The organism is Acinetobacter sp. UC24323 (genome assembly GCF_024151445.1).
In the GTDB taxonomy this organism is placed as follows: Bacteria; Pseudomonadota; Gammaproteobacteria; order Pseudomonadales; family Moraxellaceae; genus Acinetobacter; species Acinetobacter baumannii.
Genome location: NZ_JAHIBY010000007.1, coordinates 195,897 through 214,156, shown reverse-complemented (window position 1 = coordinate 214,156; position 18,260 = coordinate 195,897). Strand labels below are relative to the sequence as shown.

The following is an 18,260-nucleotide window of genomic DNA, read 5'->3' as shown; positions in this document are numbered from 1 at the left end:
ATTTTACCTTGCAGGTATATTTTTCTCATGAACAGCAAAAAGCCCTGACAACTTTCCACGGCAATCAGGGCTTTCCACTTACATGAGGTTAATTATGAACGTAAAAACCTTTTCAAACAAGCACAAGGTAACTGGAGTTACAGCAATTGCTGTACTTGTAGCCTTGGGCTCTTGTGAATATCGAACTGCTAATTCAAGCGTCCCTTCTAATTATTCATATGAAAGCGATCAAGTAGTTGCTTCTGAATATGAACTTCTAGCTGTTAAGAAAACTGGTGATAAATCTGGTGAAGGAATTATCCGCATAGACGGCTTCAAACTAAACGTGAGCTTCGATTTTGACGGCGTAGCAGATAGTTATGGTGTAGCTGGATCTGACTTTACAGCGGCTGAAATTACTAACCTTGCTATTGAGTCAGTAACAGACTTAAGCGGCAAACCTTGGAATGATTTCACCAATCATGACGACCATAAAAACATAAATATTTTATTGGTTGGCTATATCGACCGTAATAAATGGTTGGAGGCAGCCTAATGAAAGATTACAACTGCCCTACTTGCAAGAAAATGATTCCTGTTGACCGCTCAGAAATTAAAGCGGGCGATACTGTCTCATTTTGCAAAACGATCCAAACATCTAAGTCTGCCCGGTTCTCAACTAAAGAAGGAATTGTCGATTGCCGTGAAGGTGATGTGGTTTTAGTTAAATACCGTCAAGAAATTATTCCTTTAAATGTAAAGGACGTTTCTCCAGTTGATGCTCCAAGCCCGCTTACCTATGCCTTTGTTGGTACATGCGAATGTAAGGAGGCTGAAAATGTCTAATTTCAAAAAACACCCCGACGGCTACAAGTCATTTTTAGGCCGTGATGATAAGGGCCTCTACTCTGTTCGTATTGGCTGGCAAGTGTACGCATCTAATGCTAATGGCTCAGTTCTTTACAAAGTTAAGGGCGAAGTTAAGACACCTTTGGACCTTGAAAAGTTCAAAACCGCCTATCCAAAAGTTTGGAATGAACTCACACAAGAAATCGATTTTCAGCGCAGAAAGCAGCTCGCAATAAAACTACGTGAAACAAATATCCCTACTTATGACCGCAAGGCTTACAAGCAAAAACGCGGCTTCACCGGCTCTAGATGAGGATAAGAAAAATGACAACTGAAAACTCAAAAGACAACTTACATATCTGGAATGCAGTTAAGCAGACGCCTACCAATTTTCTTAAAAAGATTGAGATTGGCTACTTAAAAGGTAAATCAGATATTAACCCTCAATGGCGTTTAATGGCTATGACACAGGCCTTTGGTCCTGTAGGTCATGGCTGGACTTATAGACATGTTCGTTTATGGTCTGAAACTGCTCCAGATGGAACCATGATGGCTTTTGCTGAAGTAGCAGTAAAAACAAAGATTGATGGTGTTTGGGGTGAGGAATTTTTCGGCAACGGTGGTTCAGCAATTGCTGAAATTCACAAAGGCAAATTAGTAGCGATTGATGAAGGTTATAAAAAGGCCGTTACTGATGCTCTTGGTGTAGCTTTTAAAGCTGTTGGTGTGGCAGCTGATGTTTACCTCGGTAACTTTGATGGAAGTAAATATCTATACAACTATGACTATGCCTATTTAGAGCAAAATGCCTCTACCCCAGCAGGTCAAAATACAAATCAGAATAACCAGATAACGGCTCAGGGTGGTAACCAGAAGCCGCCTCGTACTCAGAACCAACTATATCAAGATGCATTGAAAGCAATTAAAGATGCACCTGACACTAACATCTTAAATGCTGCAATTAAGAAGTTTAAAGGCACTACGTATGAGGCGGGTATCAATAGAGCTTGCCAAGCACGTGCTGATCAGATGGGTTGGGCTCCTAAAAACAATCCTCAGCAAGTTCAGCAACAACAGTCGTTACATCACTAAAAGGAGAGCTTTTCATGACTAATTTACTAACTGCAGCTGAAGCATTTGCAGCTCTTCAAAAAGGTAAAACTGTTCTTTGTCGTTATGCGGGTAATGGTGTGCTTAAAGCGGATAAATCTTTCAGTACACTCGATCAAATGCCTGCAACTGTGTTTGGCCAACCTCATTACGAGTTTTGTATTCAGCTTGAAACAATTGAATTAGCAGGGATTACTTTCACAAAACCATTGACTATTGAAGAATATGAAGAGGGTCAGGAAGTTTTTGTAATCAGTACATATTCGCATACGGTTTATGTTTTAGATTTTAAAACTAACGCACTTATTGATTCTATTAATAGTGGCTTTGTTCAGCGTGATGCAGAAAACGCCAAGCTTCAATTAAAAGCTCTATCTAAAGCGTTAGGTTTTGAAGTTAGTGACGATTTAAGTGTTATTCGCCTAGGTGAGGAACCAAAAAAACAGCGTGGTAAAAAATCTAAAGCTGAGACACCAGCTAAGGTAATACCTTCTGAAGTTTTTCCTACCAATAATAAGTCAACGATTGTTATTACAGAACAAACTAATGTCACCACATCTGAGGATCTGTTAGTTCCAGAAACTAACGAGCCTAAAGTAGATCTTGAATATCAGAAGACATTAGATACCCTTCTCCAGCGTGTAAAAGAATCAAAAACACCAGCTGAGGTAAATGCTGTTTATCGATACACCCGTACATGGTCAGATAAACAAATGGATCCTTTACTCAAAGCTACTCACAAGCGTTTGACTGAACTTGCAGATGAAAAGCCTGTAGAGAGTGAACCACCTTCACTAATGGTCCAGATCCAAAACGCGCCCGACCTCACAACATTGGATGCTTTGGAAATAGATGTGGCCGCACGAGATCCACAGATTCAATCACGACTCATGGATTTTGTTAAAAAACGCCGCTTTGAATTAGAGAACCCTACATCTACGCCACTTCAAGAGGCTGAGCCTGATTATTTATTAGGAGACGGTTTCTAATATGAAAGATCAGTACAAAAAAGTGAGCCAAAAACACATGCTTGGTTTTATGTACTACTTGCAATTGCTGGGCTACGTAATAGTCCGGCAAGGCATGGATCAAGCGATGTTTCTAACCAAACATTATGCGGTACCAGTCGCTTGGCGCCGCATAACGATCGACTATCACAACCGGTTAAATAAACCAGCTCAACAACTTTATAAAGAGTTTGTTGAGTGGACTAAAGAAGAATATTTGAGGGCCTAATGATGCTTGATTTGAATAAGGAAAGAGAGGCTTTTGAAAGATTCCATGCCAAAGAATGCAATTGCAGTTATGAAGATTTAAAGCGCCAACTTGATCGTCAAGAGGCGCTAACAGGACATAGGTATTTACCGACTAGTCCTCGTCATGAAGCTTGGTTGATTTGGGATGCTGCATGGCAAGAAAAAGCCAAAGCTCAGGCGGTGCCGGAGACTCATCTACTAATTCCAAAGGAACCAAATCGCAAAACTATAATGGCAATGGCTTGTGTCTGCTTAGGGTCTGTTGGTTCAGGTGCAGAGTTCCTTACTCTTAAAGAAGCTAAAGATGTTTACAGTGCACTAGTTGAAAAAGAATCGGGAGCTGAGGGATGAGTGAATCAACTTTATGGGCGGTTGCAATGCGACCTGAAGGTTACAGCCCTTTTAGACAAACACCAGCAGCTTCTAAAGAGATAGCTGAGAGAGCTGTTGAACGTTATAGAAAAATGCATGAAAAGGAAGGCAACAACTTTTTCTTAGAAATCTTCGATGATGTTATTAAAGTCCAGAAATGGCACGGTTCCCGCAAAGATCATATTAAAAATCTATTTTATGAAGAAAGTTGGTTTAGTGAACCTATGTACCAATACTTTGATTTGAAGACAGCTGAACGTGTTTTTAAATTTGATGAAATAGTAATTTGCTACAAGAAAGGTTCTGCCCCTCTTGTAACCAAAAGCTTTGATGAAGCAAAACTATTTTATGGATCTAGTGAGACGGGTTTTAAATATCAGATCCAGCCAATAGAACCACCTGAAAACCTTTTCAATTGGTTTCATCCAGATATTGAATTGTTTGACACCATTGAAGAAGGAGCAGAAGCCTATACAAGAGAACAGTGGGCACAACTTCAGATGAATCTTAGAGTTGAAATTGAAACTCAACTATTAGATTACGATGAAATACCAAATATACCGGAAGATGCAGTAGTTTGGCCCAACTGGAAGCCAGAACCGCCAGAACAAGGACTCTTTTTAATTGCAGCATTTGATTCAGAAGATGGCCCTGTACTTTGGTGGGCAAATCCTAAAGCGGAAAGTAAGGAGAAATAAATGTCACGTTTAACTAAATTAGATCGTATGACACATGCAGAAAAAGAGGCTGCTAAGAAGGAATTTTGGGAAGCTGCTGATAATCAAACTTTTCCACCTGAAACAGTAGCTATTGTTATGCACGTATCCTTACCGTGGTTGCAAAAGAAAAGATGTGAAGGTGGAGGTATTCCCTTTTCAAAGCCTCATAAACGCCAAGTAAATTATGTGAAGGCTGATGTTTTGGCTTATATTGAACAAAACAAAATGGCACATACTGCATAAGCGGCCAAGTGCCGCTTTTTTAATCAATTAAAATAGACCTTTAATAGACTTAAACCAGAAAAATAGACCGTATTTACCAAAATAGACCATTAATAGACTATTTTTGTATTGCTAAAGATTGTGTAATATTGCATTGTATTGTTTTAATATAAATTACTAAAAATATTGATTTTTTAATATCGTTAGGTATTGCTTAATATTGCACTGTATTGCTAGAATTGATAAAGACCCGCTGAACTTTAGGGTTCAAGGGTAACGACATGCAGCGGCATCTTCGGAGCATTTATTTTTAAATAAATACCTATAAATTCGAATTTTATTTTCAAATTAAAATACCTAGACAGACCTGTCAGTCTATTTTTTTATTCTCTTAACTAATTAGTTGTTCTTAAAAATTAAATACTCATTATTTTTTTAATTATTATTCATTTCTACGTAAACATTCCTCATACCATCCTGCTTGAAAATCTTCAATTGCTTGGCGTTTAAAGAAACTTGTCTTAAATACTTTGGCAGCATAAGCTGAGCTAATTAAGTCTTGATAAAGCTGCTTGGCTTCTTCATCTGCTAACCCATCGGCAATTTGTTGTAAATCTTGTGCTGGTACTTTTTGCTGTCGTGCTTCCATTACGTTATAAGCAACCTTTTTTACGATATTACAAATATCCGGGGCAGCTGTACTTTCATTAGCATAGCAACCGGTGGCAATAAAACTTAATAATAATATTTTAAATTTCATATCCCTATCCTATTATTCATCTTCCGTTCTTAAAAAAGTAATAGATGAGAAGACCTATTCCTTTCAAAATGTTCATGCAGGATTAATTACATAAAAATAAATGATCATGACCACAAGCAAGATAGAAGCAAGTGTTAAATAGGTGCCGACTGTATTAAAACTCTGTAAAAATTTTAAGATCTGCATTTCAAATCCAGAGAAAAGTTTAAGTAATTAACAGAAGAAATTTAGCACAACTAAATAATGCCAATCAATTCACACTTTTAAATTTTTATCGTGATTTAATTCAAATATTATTCATTACATTTTATCCCCAAAGTCCCTTTATAGTAGTCAGTTGCACTTTTCAAATCTGACAATAATTTTTCTTCTGTATACGGTTTTGGTGAAACTTTTATTAATGCAGGCATGTATTGTTTTTTATACACATCAGGATAGTCATGACATAAAATTTTAACTTTAACTTCTTGAGGGGTATTTGGATTATCTAACTGATCTAAAAATTCACCAATTTTTCGGTCCGACTCTTCAAATTGAGCTTTATAATCAATTTGAGGTGCCTCAGATTCTGCCTGTTTCGTACATGCGCTGAGCAATGCCACACATAACATCATTGTTAAAAATTTTAACTTCATAGATTTCACATTTTCATATTCATCTTTAAATATACTTATCCTGATTAAATGTAAATAAATACTGTAAATACGTAAAAAAGAAAAAATTATATGTAGATAGCTTCTCCTAACAACAAAACTATTTTTACTTGGTCTAATACATTAGAAGACTGCTTTTTAATAATTTTTAAATTTCGGTGAAACCATAGAAAAGTAGGTATAATTTTGCTCGACTGTCCGCAAATCTTTGTTAGATTTCTCCATGAATGAATTAAGTTTTATTAGAAAAAATTTAAGATCTAGAAGACGAGCTTTAACCCAATTTGAGCAAAAACAGGCTCAGCTTAATGTTTTACATTACCTAAATCACCTTCCTATTTTTCATTCATCAAAAAAAATCGGTTTATATCTGCATGCTTTTGGTGAAATCCATACCGATCTTCTTATCAAATTATGTTTTAAAAAGAACAAACAAGTTTATTTACCCATGATTTGTTCGATGAACCAACGTTTAGTATGGGTAAAAATAAATAAAAACCAATATTTAAGTCGTCGTTTTTCTCATCACCCATTGGGAATGAAAGAACCTATGGCGACTCGCGGAAAACATGTATCACAGCTTGATTTGCTACTTATGCCACTTTTAGCTTGCGATCACTATGGGACACGTATTGGTATGGGTGGTGGTTATTATGATCGTACATTAGCAAGTGCTAAGCATAAACCTTACCGTTTAGGATTGGCACATCAATTTCAATTTATTGAACACACTTTAGAACGTCAAAGTTGGGATCAACCATTAGATGCTTTACTGACTCCACAGCACTTTTATTATTTTAAAAGATGATTTTTATATAAAATTTATAAAATCTCCAATATATCCTTTTACTTTTTTAGCTCCTTAAAAACGAAAAAGTAACCACCCTGAGGATGGTTACTTTGCCGTGACAGACCGTTTTACCAGCTTATATTAACACGTCTATTTGGCGCTAAACATTGAATAAGTTGTGAACTATTGTTATCACTACACTGCTTGTATAAGTCGGTCTGGCTATTCGCCTGTATTTGTATACGGCTTGGTTCAACACCTTGTTGTACCAGTAACTTGGCAACCGTATTCGCTCGTTTAGATGATAACTCTTGGTTATAACTAAACTTACCCAATGGGTCTGTGAATCCAGAAACAATAATTGGAGTTATTGTTGGACTTTTCTTAATTTGCTCAGCAATTTTCACAACGCTATTAGTACCTTCTTCAATCGCACTTGCATCAAATCGATCAAAAGCAAATAGGACACTCGCTATACGATCTGCAATCACAGTGCTATGTGCTGGTGCCTGATTATTTTCTCCCAAAACAACTAAACCTTCACACGCTTCACCCTTCCAAGATAAACGTTCTGCTAAATAGTGCTTATCAAAATCAATACGCAACTGGCAACGCTGGTACTGGTGTGTGTTGGGAACACGGATATCTAGCACATAGTTCCAAACTTTTACTGCAAAAAGCCCTTCACTAAATTGTGGATTGCCTAGTAAAGCTCGAATTTGATCTTTATTTAGTCCTGTATCTAAACGAGCAATATCTTGGTATTCATAACGTTTTACTTGTTTCAAATAACTCTTTTCAATCGCTGGAAAATGAATTTCCTGTTGCTGAGCCTGTTCATTTGCATAAGTTGTGACTGCGAAACCAGCAAAAGCTGCTACGACTAAGCTTTGGATTGTTTTGTTCATCTCTATAATCTCTTTAATCTGTCGAGCAAGGAGAGCATTGCCCTCCCAACCAGTTTCTTAATTAATCACACCACTAATACCAACGCGGACGCTTGGCTCACCTTGAGAAGCAGCTGCCACACCACCTGTAATTGACCAACGGCCATTGTCAGAGGTTTTGCGTAAGGTCACACCGACTGCGTTCTCACCACCATGATATGCAGCACCAACAGCATAGGTATATTTACCTGCTACAAACGGCGCATTTTCTAAGGCCATGGCAGCGGCAATACCTGCATTAGCTTTTTTCTCAACGCCATCAATACGTTTATTGGTGTCATAGAACACTTGTTGTAACTGATCACCCAGATTGGTAATTTTGTTACCCAATTCTTGGTTCGACTGGTTTAAGGTCCCAATCGCATCATTAATATTGTTCTTACCTGTACCACCAATATTGTTGGTTGTAATTGAGCCATCTTTAGGATCAATCGTAGTATTTCCACCAATACTGTTTTTGATGCTTTCTGAAATTTTATGGATTTGACCACCATTTACAGCTTGGTTCGAACCAGCTTTAATCTCACCATCTTTAACACCTTGAACAACACGATCGCCCTCTTTACCAGCCATATTAATGCTAGTACCACCAGTATCTTTACCGACCGTGATTTCACCATTTGGTTTTTGCTGTTGAACTAAACCAGCTTTACCATTAGAAATGTTATAGATGTTATTTTGAATATTCTTAATATCATTCGAGTTCTTATCGACTTGATTTTGAACATTCCATAATTGACCACCATTCACGGCATCTTTAGAGCCTTCAGCAACTTTACCATCCGCTACATTTTTCAGATTGGTACCTTTTTCTCCACCACCTAAAGTGACTGAGTTCTTGTCGACATTGCCATTTTTATCTTTGTCATACTGCACAGCATGGTCAGAAAGCTTGCCAATATCTTTACCAATTTGATCTTTAACTTCGTTAATTTTCTTATCTAATTGGCCTTTGTTCACCGCATCTTTTGCATTAATACCGTCTGCAACATTGGTAATTTGTTTACCACCTGCATTAATACCATTCACTGTGATGCTTGGCCCACCCTTGATGATTAGACCTTGTTGATTTAAGACATGGCCCCCGACATTCACGCTATCGAACTTCACATCTTTTAACATCTCAATTTTGACACCATCTTCTGTGGTACGGGTAATGATGTTCTCGCCACTAGTTTTATCTTCAGCAGTTTTTGCGTCCGCACCACCTACAATATTGATAGTGTCACCAAGCTTACGGTGAACTGCTTTGCCTTGGGTTGTTTTCTGGTCATTCGCACCAAAATTTAGCCCTTTTTGAGTCAAGTCATTTACACCATTAGTGACTTTTTCATCTACAGACTTAATTGCGTCATTGATGTTGTTTTTACCCGTTCCACCAATATTGCTAGTAGTCAGACTACCATCCGGATTAACAACGGTATTTCCACCAATACTGTTTTTAATACTGTTTGAAATCTTGTGAATTTGGCTACCATTTACTGCTTCTTTTGAAGTCGATGAAATGTGGCCTGCTTTCACATTATCTAAAACCGTACCATCCTTGCCTTTTAAGGTAACTTTATCTTTGGTCTTGGCATCATCGTATTTCACCGCAGCATCATCGGTTGCATTTTGCTTGGCAGCAAGATTGTCCAACTGACTCTTATTCACTGCATCTTTGGCATTGATACCATCAGCCACATTGGTAATTTTCTTACCGCCGGCATTAATGCCATCTTTAGTAATGCTTGGACCTTCTTTAATCGTCAAACCATTCGTATTTAATGTGGTGTTGCCCGTAGTGACACTGTCAAACTTCGAGTCTTTTAACAGTTCAATCTGAATACCATCTTTGGTAGTACGGGTAATAACGTTCTCACCGCTGGTCTTAGCCACCGGAGTTGAAGCAGCTGCACCACCTACAATATTGAGCTTCTCACCAAGTTTACGATGGACATCAGTCCCACTATTGCCAGCAAAGTTCAAGCCTTTGTTTTCAACATCCTTAATACCGTTTGTAACTTTGTCATCTACAGACTTGATTGCATCATTGATGTTGTTTTTACCCGTTCCACCAATGTTATTGGTCGTCAGACTACCATCCGGATTAACAACGGTATTTCCACCAATACTGTTTTTAATACTGTTTGAAATCTTGTGAATTTGGCTACCATTTACTGCTTCTTTTGAAGTCGATGAAATGTGGCCTGCATTCACATTATCTAAAACCGTACCGTCTTTACCTTTTAAGGTAACTTTATCTTTAGTTTTAGCATCATCGTATTTTACCGCAGCATCATCGGTTGCATTTTGCTTGGCAGCAAGATTGTCCAACTGACTCTTATTCACTGCATCTTTAGCATTGATACCATCAGCCACATTGGTAATTTTCTTACCGCCGGCATTAATGCCCTGTTTGGTAATGCTTGGGCCTTCTTTAATAGTCAAACCATTCGTATTTAATGTGGTGTTGCCGGTAGTAACACTGTCAAACTTCGAGTCTTTTAACAGTTCAATCTGAATACCATCTTTGGTAGTACGGGTAATAACGTTCTCACCGCTGGTCTTAGCCGCCGGAGTTGACGCAGCTGCACCACCCACAATATAAAGCTTCTCACCAAGTTTACGATGGACATCACTCCCGCTATTACCAGCAAAGTTCAAGCCTTTGTTTTCAAGCTCGGTTTTAGTGCTGTCAATTTTGCTATTCAGCTCAGTCTTGGTGTTACCAATTGTGTTGTTTAACTCAGTTTTAGTGTCATTAATCTGAGTTGTTAGCTGATCTTTGGTAGTATTTAACTTGGTATTGGTATCAGTAAGCTGGTTACCAAGGTCTTTCTTGGCATCATTCAGATTCTTGTTGGTATCCGCGATCTGATTACCTAAATCTTTTTTCGCATCATTTAACTGATTATTCGTGTCAGTGATTCTGCCATTTAAGTTCTCTTTGACTTTGGTGAGCTGATCAACATTTACTGCATCTTTGGCATTGATACCATCAGCCACATTGGTAATCTGTTTGCCACCAGCATTAATGCCTTCTTTGGTAATGCTTGGACCTTCTTTAATCGTCAAACCATTCGTATTTAAGGTGGTGTTGCCGGTAGTAACACTGTCAAACTTCGAGTCTTTTAACAGTTCAATCTGAATACCATCTTGAGTTGTGCGAGTAATAACGTTCTCACCGCTGGTTTTAGCCGCCGGAGTTGAAGCAGCTGCACCACCGATTATGTTGAGCTTCTCACCAAGCTTACGGTGGACATCTGCTCCGCTATTACCAGCAAAGTTCAAGCCTTTGTTTTCAAGCTCTGTCTTGGTGTTGTCAATTTTGCTATTCAGCTCAGTCTTGGTGTTACCAATCGTGTTGTTTAACTGAGTTTTAGTATCGTTAATCTGAGTTGTTAGCTGATCTTTGGTGGTATTTAACTTGGTGTTGGTATCAGTAATCTGGTTACCAAGATCTTTCTTGGCATCATTCAGATTCTTGTTGGTATCCGCGATCTGATTACCTAAATCTTTTTTCGCATCATTTAATTGATTATTCGTGTCAGTGATTCTGCCATTTAAGTTCTCTTTAACTTTGGTGAGCTGATCAACATTTACTGCATCTTTGGCATTGATACCATCAGCTACATTGGTAATCTGTTTGCTACCAGCATTAATGCCCTGTTTGGTAATGCTTGGGCCTTCTTTAATCGTCAAACCATTCGTATTTAAGGTGGTGTTGCCAGTGGTAACACTGTCAAACTTCGAGTCTTTTAACAGTTCAATCTGAATACCATCTTGAGTTGTGCGAGTAATAATATTTTCACCGCTGGTCTTAGCCGCCGGAGTTGAAGCAGCTCCACCACCTACAATATTAAGCTTGTCACCAAGTTTACGATGTACATCTGCACCGCTGTTACCAGCAAAGTTCAAGCCTTTGTTTTCAAGCTCTGTCTTGGTGTTGTCAATTTTGGTATTTAGTTCAGTTTTCGTATTACCAATCGTGTTGTTTAACTCAGTTTTAGTGTCGTTAATCTGAGTTGTTAATTGATCTTTAGTGGTATTTAACTTGGTGTTGGTATCAGTAATCTGGATACCAAGGTCTTTCTTGGCATCATTCAGATTCTTGTTTGTATCTGTGATCTGATTACCTAGATTCGTTTTTGTATCATCTAACTTCTGATTCAGGTTAGTAATATTCTGGGTATTCTTACCAATATTGCTCGTATTTTGATTAACACGACTATCAACATTTTTAAGCTGGCGTACTGTTACTGCATCTGAGTCAGCTGAGCCATCTTCTACATTGGTAATACGGCGTTCTTTTCCAGCCGACCCAACAGAAATCACACCATTAGATTGAGAAGCATCACGATTAGTCAGGAAAGAAGTTCCTGTTGCTTCTGTCGCTACAGCATCTTGGCCTAAAGCAACACTATTTTTGGCTTCTACTTTACTACGTGCGCCTAAAGCAACGCCACCTTCAACTAATGACTGAGCACCTTGGCCAACTGCAACTGCATTTTCTTGATCGGCAATTGCACCGCCACCAATCGCTGCAGCATTTTTACCCGTGGCTTTAGCACCACCACCTACAGCAGCAGCATTTTCATTTGTAGCCTCAGCTCCTTTACCAATTGCCGCTGAGTTATCACCTGTTGCCTGCGCACCACTACCAATTGCTGCAGAACTGTTCCCAGTCGCTTTTGCTCCTTCACCCGGTTTATTACCAGAGCCAATTGCTGTTGAATTTGTACCCGATGCCAATGAGTTAATACCCATTGCCGATGCGCCATCACCTGTTGCTTGTGCAACAGCGCCGAATGCAGCGGCGCCTTTACCCGAAGCATTTGACATGACGCCAAAAGCAGAAGAAGCATCACCAGTTGCTTTAGAGGTCATACCAAAAGCAGAAGAAAACGCTCCTGTACCTACAGCTTGAACCCCAACAGCAGTTGAACCATGATTCGCTTCGGTTGTTGGATATTTACCTGCCTGTAAAGTACCACCAGTAATTTCCGTATAGGTATTACTTAATTCCGTATCACGTGCAATTTTATCAACGTCATCGCCACCAATCGCAACTGATGAATTTCCTTTTGCAATCACGTCGGCACCAATTGCTACTGACTGATCCCCAATTGCTTTCGTCTGATCACCAATCGCAACAGATTGATTACTATTGACTCCTTCGGCACCTTGAGTCGATGCATTACGACCTATAGCAACATCCCCACGTCCTACAGTTTGGCTACTACTTCCCATTGCAATAGCACCAGAACCTATTGCCTGTGCACTACCACCAATCGCCATTGCCTCACGACCAGCAGCAGAAGCATTTACCCCTACAGCAATAGCATTACGACCAGTCGCACCATCATTTTCAAAGTTACCACCTTGCTGACCATTGTCATTAATACTGACATAATGGGTACGAGCAGCTTTTAACTGACGCACAGTTGCAGCATCAGAATCTGCTGCACCATCTGCCACATTTTGAATACGGCGTTCCGTTCCAATATCTCCGATTGACAAAACACCTGTTGGTGCTGATTGTTTAGTCAAGAAACTTTCACCAGTTGCTTGACTGGCTTTTGAATCTTTACCTAAAGCAATACTGTTTTCCGCTTCAGAACGGGCACCTTTACCAATTGCTACGCCGCCTTCAAAACTAGCTTCTGCTTGGTCCCCAATAACAACTGCATTATCTTTTTGTGCTTTTGCGCCTGTACCAATTGCAACAGACTTTTTACCTTTAGATTCTGAAAATGCACCAATTGCTAAAGCATTTTCCTCAGTGGCAATTGCGCCACCACCAAATGCAATCGAGTCTTTACCCGTTGCTTTAGTAGCCATTTTTGGTTGATAAGCAGCGCCTGCCTGTCCAGCAACAGGGTCAGCATTTTCAATATCTGGTGAGCCAATCGCAATTGAACGGTAACCTTCCGCAGTGGCTGAATGCCCTATGGCTAAAGAACCTTTACCCGTCGCAGCAGCAACATTACCAATAGCTTGTGAGAAGTCGGCTGTCGCTGCAGATTGACGACCAACTGCAAGAGCAGTATTTCCTGAAGATAAAGCACCCGTACCAATTGCTACACCTGAAATACCTTGAGTCGTCGCATAAGAACCTATTGCTGTTCCTAGGCCTTTCTCAACTACAGCCCCCGTACCAACACTGATTGCTCCGCCTTGTTTCATTGCGCCAGCATAAGCACCGGTAGAATTATTATATGGATTATTACGATTTGCGATGTTAGAGCCAGTTCGGTCTTGAGTTTGTGCCCCGCAGCCAATAGCAATATCTTTTTGATTAGCCGTATTAGCGTTTCCTTCACGACATGAAGTTGTACCAGAAATGGATGTTCCTTGGCCTATTCCCCCTTCGGTATTTGTCCCAGCAAAAGCATTTGGAGCAAAACAAATTACACCCGATAAAACTGCCGCTGATACATTTAAAGTTTTTGATTTAGTCTTTGTTTTACTTTTTGCAATTTCAGAGGTTGCAACCCATGCTCCAATCGAAGCATTCCAAATGACCTTGTAAACTTTATTCATAAAACTTCTCAGACAAATACCGAACTCAACGACCAATAAAAATGTACAAATACATTTTTAAAATTTTTGGCCCCAAAAAAAGAGGCGGCATCCTAATTGAATAAATTTAAAGGGTAAATATAAAACCGAAACAATGATAAGAAAATTTGTGATTTTAATCACAAAATATATTTTTTTAATTAATTTTAAGTTTTTGAATTAATTTAATAAAATTTAAATTATAAATATTGCGTGTTGTTTTTGTTAATAATAAGTAACTTTATTTTAAAATAGAATAATAACTCTAAATAAATGTTTATTTTTTATCAAATTAATTAAATATAAATATTTTAAAAAATCAATTTTACTTCAAAAAAATAGAATATTAGCTCTAAAAAATAATATCTCATTTTATTTAAAATATATTATAAAAATACAGGTGTATATTATAAATTATAGTGTGATTATTCTAATATCAGACAAATGATATAAATAATTAATATTTAAATATACTTAATAAAAATATGTATTTTAAAATTAAAACTAAACAAATAATTTTACTTACAAACAAGTCTCATTCCAGTAAGAGAAGAAGAATTATTAAGTAAAAATGAGTAGCCGCTCTACAAAATTTTATTCTTCTTAAGAATTAATCTATTGATTCATAACATTTTTAAAAAAAAGTTGACTAAATTAGTCCTTTTTTCAACATTTTCTATTGTCATGCCCTTGTAATTTTTAAAATACACATCACTATAAAAAACATGGCAACCTCGTTGTCACTCATTAGGAGTGCCCATGTCTGAACTTATTATGAATGAAAAAACTGACTTAGAGCCTCAGGTTCCAAGTGTATTACCACTATTAGCCTTACGTGATGTGGTGGTTTATCCACACATGCAGATTGCGCTATTTGTGGGTCGTGAAAAATCGATCAATGCAGTTGATGTGGCTCGTAACAGTGACAATTTAGTATTTGTAGTTGCGCAAAAAGATTCGCTTACAGAAGAAATTGATCACGACAATTTATACCAGTACGGTACAGTCGCTAAGATTGTACAAGTAGTTAATCATGAAAATGATGAAAACTGCATTAAAGTACTTATTGAAGGCTTACATCGTTCTAAGTTGAAAAAAATTATCGATGAAGATAGTTATTTGACTGCCGAACATGAATTAAGTCCAATGACGATTAATGTAGATAAGGCAACGCAAGAAACTCGTTTACAAGAGTTACGTAATTTATTTGCTCAATATGCAGAAGCAAAATTACGTAATGCACGTGAACTGGTTGCTGCTGCCAACAAAATCGAAGACTTATTGCAATTGATGTTCTTCGTAGCAACTCGTGTGCCTCTAAATATTGAAATTAAGCAGAAATTTTTAGAGTACGATGAGTTTGAAGCTCATTTGCAAGAGTTGATGAACTACTTGATGAATCAATCTGCTGAACAGCAAATTGAGCAAACTTTACATGACAGCGTAAAACGCCAAATGGAAAAGAACCAACGTGAATACTTTCTAAATGAAAAAATGAAAGTCATTCAACGTGAACTTTCCGATATGAATGGCGGTGCTGAAGATGACGTTGCTGAAATAGAGAAACGTCTTGCTGAAGCTGATTTACCTGAACACGTACGTAAAAAAGCCGAAGCTGAGTTCCGTAAACTTAAAGCAATGCAGCCTGCATCTAGTGAAGCTGCTGTGGTACGTAACTATCTAGAAGTAATTCTAGATACGCCATGGAACAAAGCGAGCAAAGTCAGTATTAACCTGAACAAAGCGCAAGAGATTCTTGATGCCGATCATTATGGTCTTGATGACGTTAAAGATCGTATTGTTGAATACCTAGCTGTTCAATCACGTGTGAAAAAACTCAAAGGCCCTATCCTTTGCTTGGTTGGACCTCCAGGGGTTGGTAAAACTTCACTTGGTGAATCAGTAGCGAAAGCAACAGGTCGTGAATTTGTTCGCATGGCGCTTGGTGGCGTACGTGATGAAGCAGAAATTCGTGGACACCGTCGTACTTATATTGGTGCGATGCCAGGTAAAATCGTGCAGTCTTTAACAAAAGTTGGTGTGAAGAACCCATTGTTCTTACTCGACGAAATTGACAAGATGGCACAAGACTACCGTGGTGATCCTGCTTCAGCTTTGCTTGAAGTGCTTGATCCATCACAAAACAGTAAGTTCAACGATCACTATTTAGATCTTGATCTTGATCTTTCTGAAGTGATGTTCATCTGTACTGCAAACAGCATGAATATTCCAGAAGCCTTATTGGACCGTATGGAAGTTATTCGTCTACCGGGTTATACCGAAGATGAAAAAGTTAACATTGCTGAGCGTTACCTTGTTCCTAAAGCAATTAAGAACAATGGCCTACGTCCAAAAGAGTTAACTATTCATGAAGAAGCGATTCGTGACATTGTTCAACGCTATACACGTGAAGCTGGCGTACGTAATTTAGAACGTGAAGTTTCTAAAATTGCACGTAAAGTCGTAAAAGAAGCGGTAAGTAAAAAATCTAAAAACTTACAGCTTGACGTTACCTCTGCCAATCTTCCTGAATACCTAGGTCCACATAAATTTGACTTTGGTATGGCCGAAGATGAAGCACAAGTAGGCCGTGTAAATGGCTTGGCATGGACTTCTGTAGGTGGTGAATTGCTTACTATTGAAGTTGCAGCTGTTAAAGGTAAAGGTAAATTCATTACAACCGGTTCACTCGGTGATGTAATGAAAGAATCAATTACCACAGCAATGACTGTAGTACGCACACGTGCCGATGAACTTGGAATTGAAGCATCTCGCTTTGAAGAAACTGATGTACACGTTCACTTACCTGAAGGTGCAACTCCAAAAGATGGTCCATCTGCTGGTTTAGCATTAACAACTGCACTTGTATCAGCATTTACTGGAATTGCGATTCGACCAGATATTGCAATGACAGGTGAAACAAGTCTAGGTGGTCGTGCGATGCGTATCGGTGGCTTGAAAGAGAAACTTCTTGCTGCACATCGTGGTGGAATCAAGCTCGTCTTTATTCCTCAAGATAACGTTCGTGATTTGGCAGAAATTCCAGACAATGTGAAAGAAGGATTAGAAATCAAAGCTGTGAAAAGCATTGATGAAATCTTACCTTTAGCATTAACTTCGATGCCAAAGCCTTTACCTAAAACACCGATTGTAAAACCGGTGGAAGGCTCAAAAGCAGCGCGTCACTAATTCACATATAAAAAAAAGAGGGCTTCGGCTCTCTTTTTTTTTGTTACACAATTTGATTGAAAAATATCCAACCATCCTCATAATAAGAAGTAAGAGTAATTAATTCTATTATTTGCTCTTGTCTATCTTATGTCACAGATAGCCTTGTTTTTATTCTCTATGATCATCTGAACTCCAGACAGATGATCATTTGATCGCAGTCCAACACCGTTTTTTGGACTGCGTTTTTTATGCCCACTTACTCCCCCGCAGTTAACCTCTCCTCAGGTATAATGTGCCAGCTGTTTTGACTGAATAGACACCATGAAAATTCGTATTCTGACCATTGGTCAAAAAATGCCTGCTTGGGTACTTACTGGTTTTGAAGATTATTTCAAACGCATCCAGCCTTTTGTTCAAACTCAGGTTATTGAACTCCCAATGGCAAAACGCGGTAAAAATGATTCAGAAGCAGATATTTTAAAATACTGCCAAATCGAGGGAGAAAGTATTTTAAATGCCTTAAAACCTAATGAGACCCTTATTGCTTTAGAAGTTGGCGGACGCGAGCTCAGCACAGAAAAACTAGCAGACACCATGAAACAATGGATGCTTGAAGGTAATGATGTGGCACTCGCTATTGGTGGCCCAGATGGCTTGTCAGATCAGGTACGTAAAGCCGCTGCTTGGCACTGGTCACTTTCAAAACTTACCATGCCGCACCCTTTAGTACGTATTTTATTAATCGAGCAACTATACCGAGCGATGAGTATTAATCATAATCATCCCTACCACCGTGCATAAAAAGAACAAACGTTTCATTTTAAGAACAATCCGTTGAAATCAGGATACTTTTAACATGTCCTGATTTTGGCATAATGACTATTATTCT

17 protein-coding genes are annotated in these 18,260 nt (G+C 38.5%); 12 read left to right on the top strand and 5 right to left on the bottom strand.

What is annotated here, in order from left to right; all coding sequences use genetic code 11:
- The first annotated feature begins 94 nt into the window (after window positions 1–94).
- The 9 genes from KNQ97_RS11495 to KNQ97_RS11455 are packed head-to-tail and all read left to right on the top strand — an operon-like array spanning window position 95 to window position 4,528.
- On the top strand, window positions 95–535 hold the full coding sequence (locus KNQ97_RS11495) for a hypothetical protein (protein ID WP_253612243.1): 441 nt from the start codon (window positions 95–97) through the stop codon (window positions 533–535).
- Complete coding sequence (locus KNQ97_RS11490) at window positions 535–825, top strand: hypothetical protein (protein WP_253612242.1); 291 nt, start codon at window positions 535–537, stop codon at window positions 823–825. The genes KNQ97_RS11495 and KNQ97_RS11490 overlap by 1 nt, the downstream gene beginning before the upstream one ends.
- The gene (locus KNQ97_RS11485; protein WP_253612241.1) at window positions 818–1,141 is read left to right on the top strand and encodes a hypothetical protein; all 324 of its coding nucleotides are present in this window, start codon (window positions 818–820) and stop codon (window positions 1,139–1,141) included. The genes KNQ97_RS11490 and KNQ97_RS11485 overlap by 8 nt, the downstream gene beginning before the upstream one ends.
- Window positions 1,142–1,152: 11 nt before the next feature.
- On the top strand, window positions 1,153–1,920 hold the full coding sequence (locus KNQ97_RS11480; RefSeq protein WP_253612240.1) for a hypothetical protein: 768 nt from the start codon (window positions 1,153–1,155) through the stop codon (window positions 1,918–1,920).
- Window positions 1,921–1,934: 14 nt separating this feature from the next.
- Window positions 1,935–2,927: a hypothetical protein gene (locus tag KNQ97_RS11475; protein ID WP_253612239.1), complete on the top strand. Its 993-nt coding sequence runs from the start codon at window positions 1,935–1,937 to the stop codon at window positions 2,925–2,927.
- Between the two features lies 1 nt (window position 2,928).
- Window positions 2,929–3,174, top strand: coding sequence for a hypothetical protein (locus KNQ97_RS11470; protein WP_000654847.1), 246 nt, complete (start codon window positions 2,929–2,931; stop codon window positions 3,172–3,174).
- A gap of 2 nt (window positions 3,175–3,176) precedes the next feature.
- Window positions 3,177–3,545: a hypothetical protein gene (locus KNQ97_RS11465; protein WP_253612274.1), complete on the top strand. Its 369-nt coding sequence runs from the start codon at window positions 3,177–3,179 to the stop codon at window positions 3,543–3,545.
- The gene (locus KNQ97_RS11460) at window positions 3,542–4,264 is read left to right on the top strand and encodes a hypothetical protein (protein WP_253612238.1); all 723 of its coding nucleotides are present in this window, start codon (window positions 3,542–3,544) and stop codon (window positions 4,262–4,264) included. The genes KNQ97_RS11465 and KNQ97_RS11460 overlap by 4 nt, the downstream gene beginning before the upstream one ends.
- Complete coding sequence (locus KNQ97_RS11455; protein WP_000088975.1) at window positions 4,265–4,528, top strand: hypothetical protein; 264 nt, start codon at window positions 4,265–4,267, stop codon at window positions 4,526–4,528.
- A 421-nt stretch (window positions 4,529–4,949) separates the two neighbouring features.
- On the opposite strand, the gene KNQ97_RS11450 is transcribed toward KNQ97_RS11455, so the two are convergent.
- The 3 genes from KNQ97_RS11450 to KNQ97_RS11440 form a co-directional block, all read right to left on the bottom strand.
- A complete protein-coding gene (locus tag KNQ97_RS11450; protein WP_000669357.1) occupies window positions 4,950–5,267 on the bottom strand; it encodes a hypothetical protein in 318 nt (105 codons plus the stop codon).
- A 72-nt stretch (window positions 5,268–5,339) separates the two neighbouring features.
- The gene (locus KNQ97_RS11445) at window positions 5,340–5,453 is read right to left on the bottom strand and encodes a hypothetical protein (RefSeq protein ID WP_001166305.1); all 114 of its coding nucleotides are present in this window, start codon (window positions 5,451–5,453) and stop codon (window positions 5,340–5,342) included.
- A 107-nt stretch (window positions 5,454–5,560) separates the two neighbouring features.
- Window positions 5,561–5,902 (bottom strand): hypothetical protein, encoded by a 342-nt coding sequence (locus KNQ97_RS11440; protein WP_065707872.1) that lies wholly within the window; start codon window positions 5,900–5,902, stop codon window positions 5,561–5,563.
- 241 nt (window positions 5,903–6,143) lie between these two features.
- On the opposite strand from KNQ97_RS11440, the gene KNQ97_RS11435 reads away from it, so the two are divergent.
- Window positions 6,144–6,728 carry a 5-formyltetrahydrofolate cyclo-ligase gene (locus KNQ97_RS11435; protein WP_002057441.1) on the top strand — a complete coding sequence of 195 codons (585 nt, stop codon included), beginning with the start codon at window positions 6,144–6,146 and terminating at the stop codon, window positions 6,726–6,728.
- A 110-nt stretch (window positions 6,729–6,838) separates the two neighbouring features.
- On the opposite strand, the gene KNQ97_RS11430 is transcribed toward KNQ97_RS11435, so the two are convergent.
- Together KNQ97_RS11430 and ata are read right to left on the bottom strand one after the other, a co-directional pair.
- Window positions 6,839–7,618 carry an OmpA family protein gene (locus KNQ97_RS11430; protein ID WP_253612237.1) on the bottom strand — a complete coding sequence of 260 codons (780 nt, stop codon included), beginning with the start codon at window positions 7,616–7,618 and terminating at the stop codon, window positions 6,839–6,841.
- A 57-nt stretch (window positions 7,619–7,675) separates the two neighbouring features.
- Window positions 7,676–14,182: a trimeric autotransporter adhesin Ata gene (gene ata, locus KNQ97_RS11425; RefSeq protein WP_253612236.1), complete on the bottom strand. Its 6,507-nt coding sequence runs from the start codon at window positions 14,180–14,182 to the stop codon at window positions 7,676–7,678.
- Window positions 14,183–14,959: 777 nt separating this feature from the next.
- On the opposite strand from ata, the gene lon reads away from it, so the two are divergent.
- Together lon and rlmH are read left to right on the top strand one after the other, a co-directional pair.
- On the top strand, window positions 14,960–17,389 hold the full coding sequence (gene lon, locus KNQ97_RS11420) for an endopeptidase La (RefSeq protein WP_001292274.1): 2,430 nt from the start codon (window positions 14,960–14,962) through the stop codon (window positions 17,387–17,389).
- Between the two features lie 303 nt (window positions 17,390–17,692).
- The gene (gene rlmH, locus KNQ97_RS11415; protein ID WP_000702193.1) at window positions 17,693–18,172 is read left to right on the top strand and encodes a 23S rRNA (pseudouridine(1915)-N(3))-methyltransferase RlmH; all 480 of its coding nucleotides are present in this window, start codon (window positions 17,693–17,695) and stop codon (window positions 18,170–18,172) included.
- The last annotated feature ends 88 nt before the right edge of the window (window positions 18,173–18,260 follow it).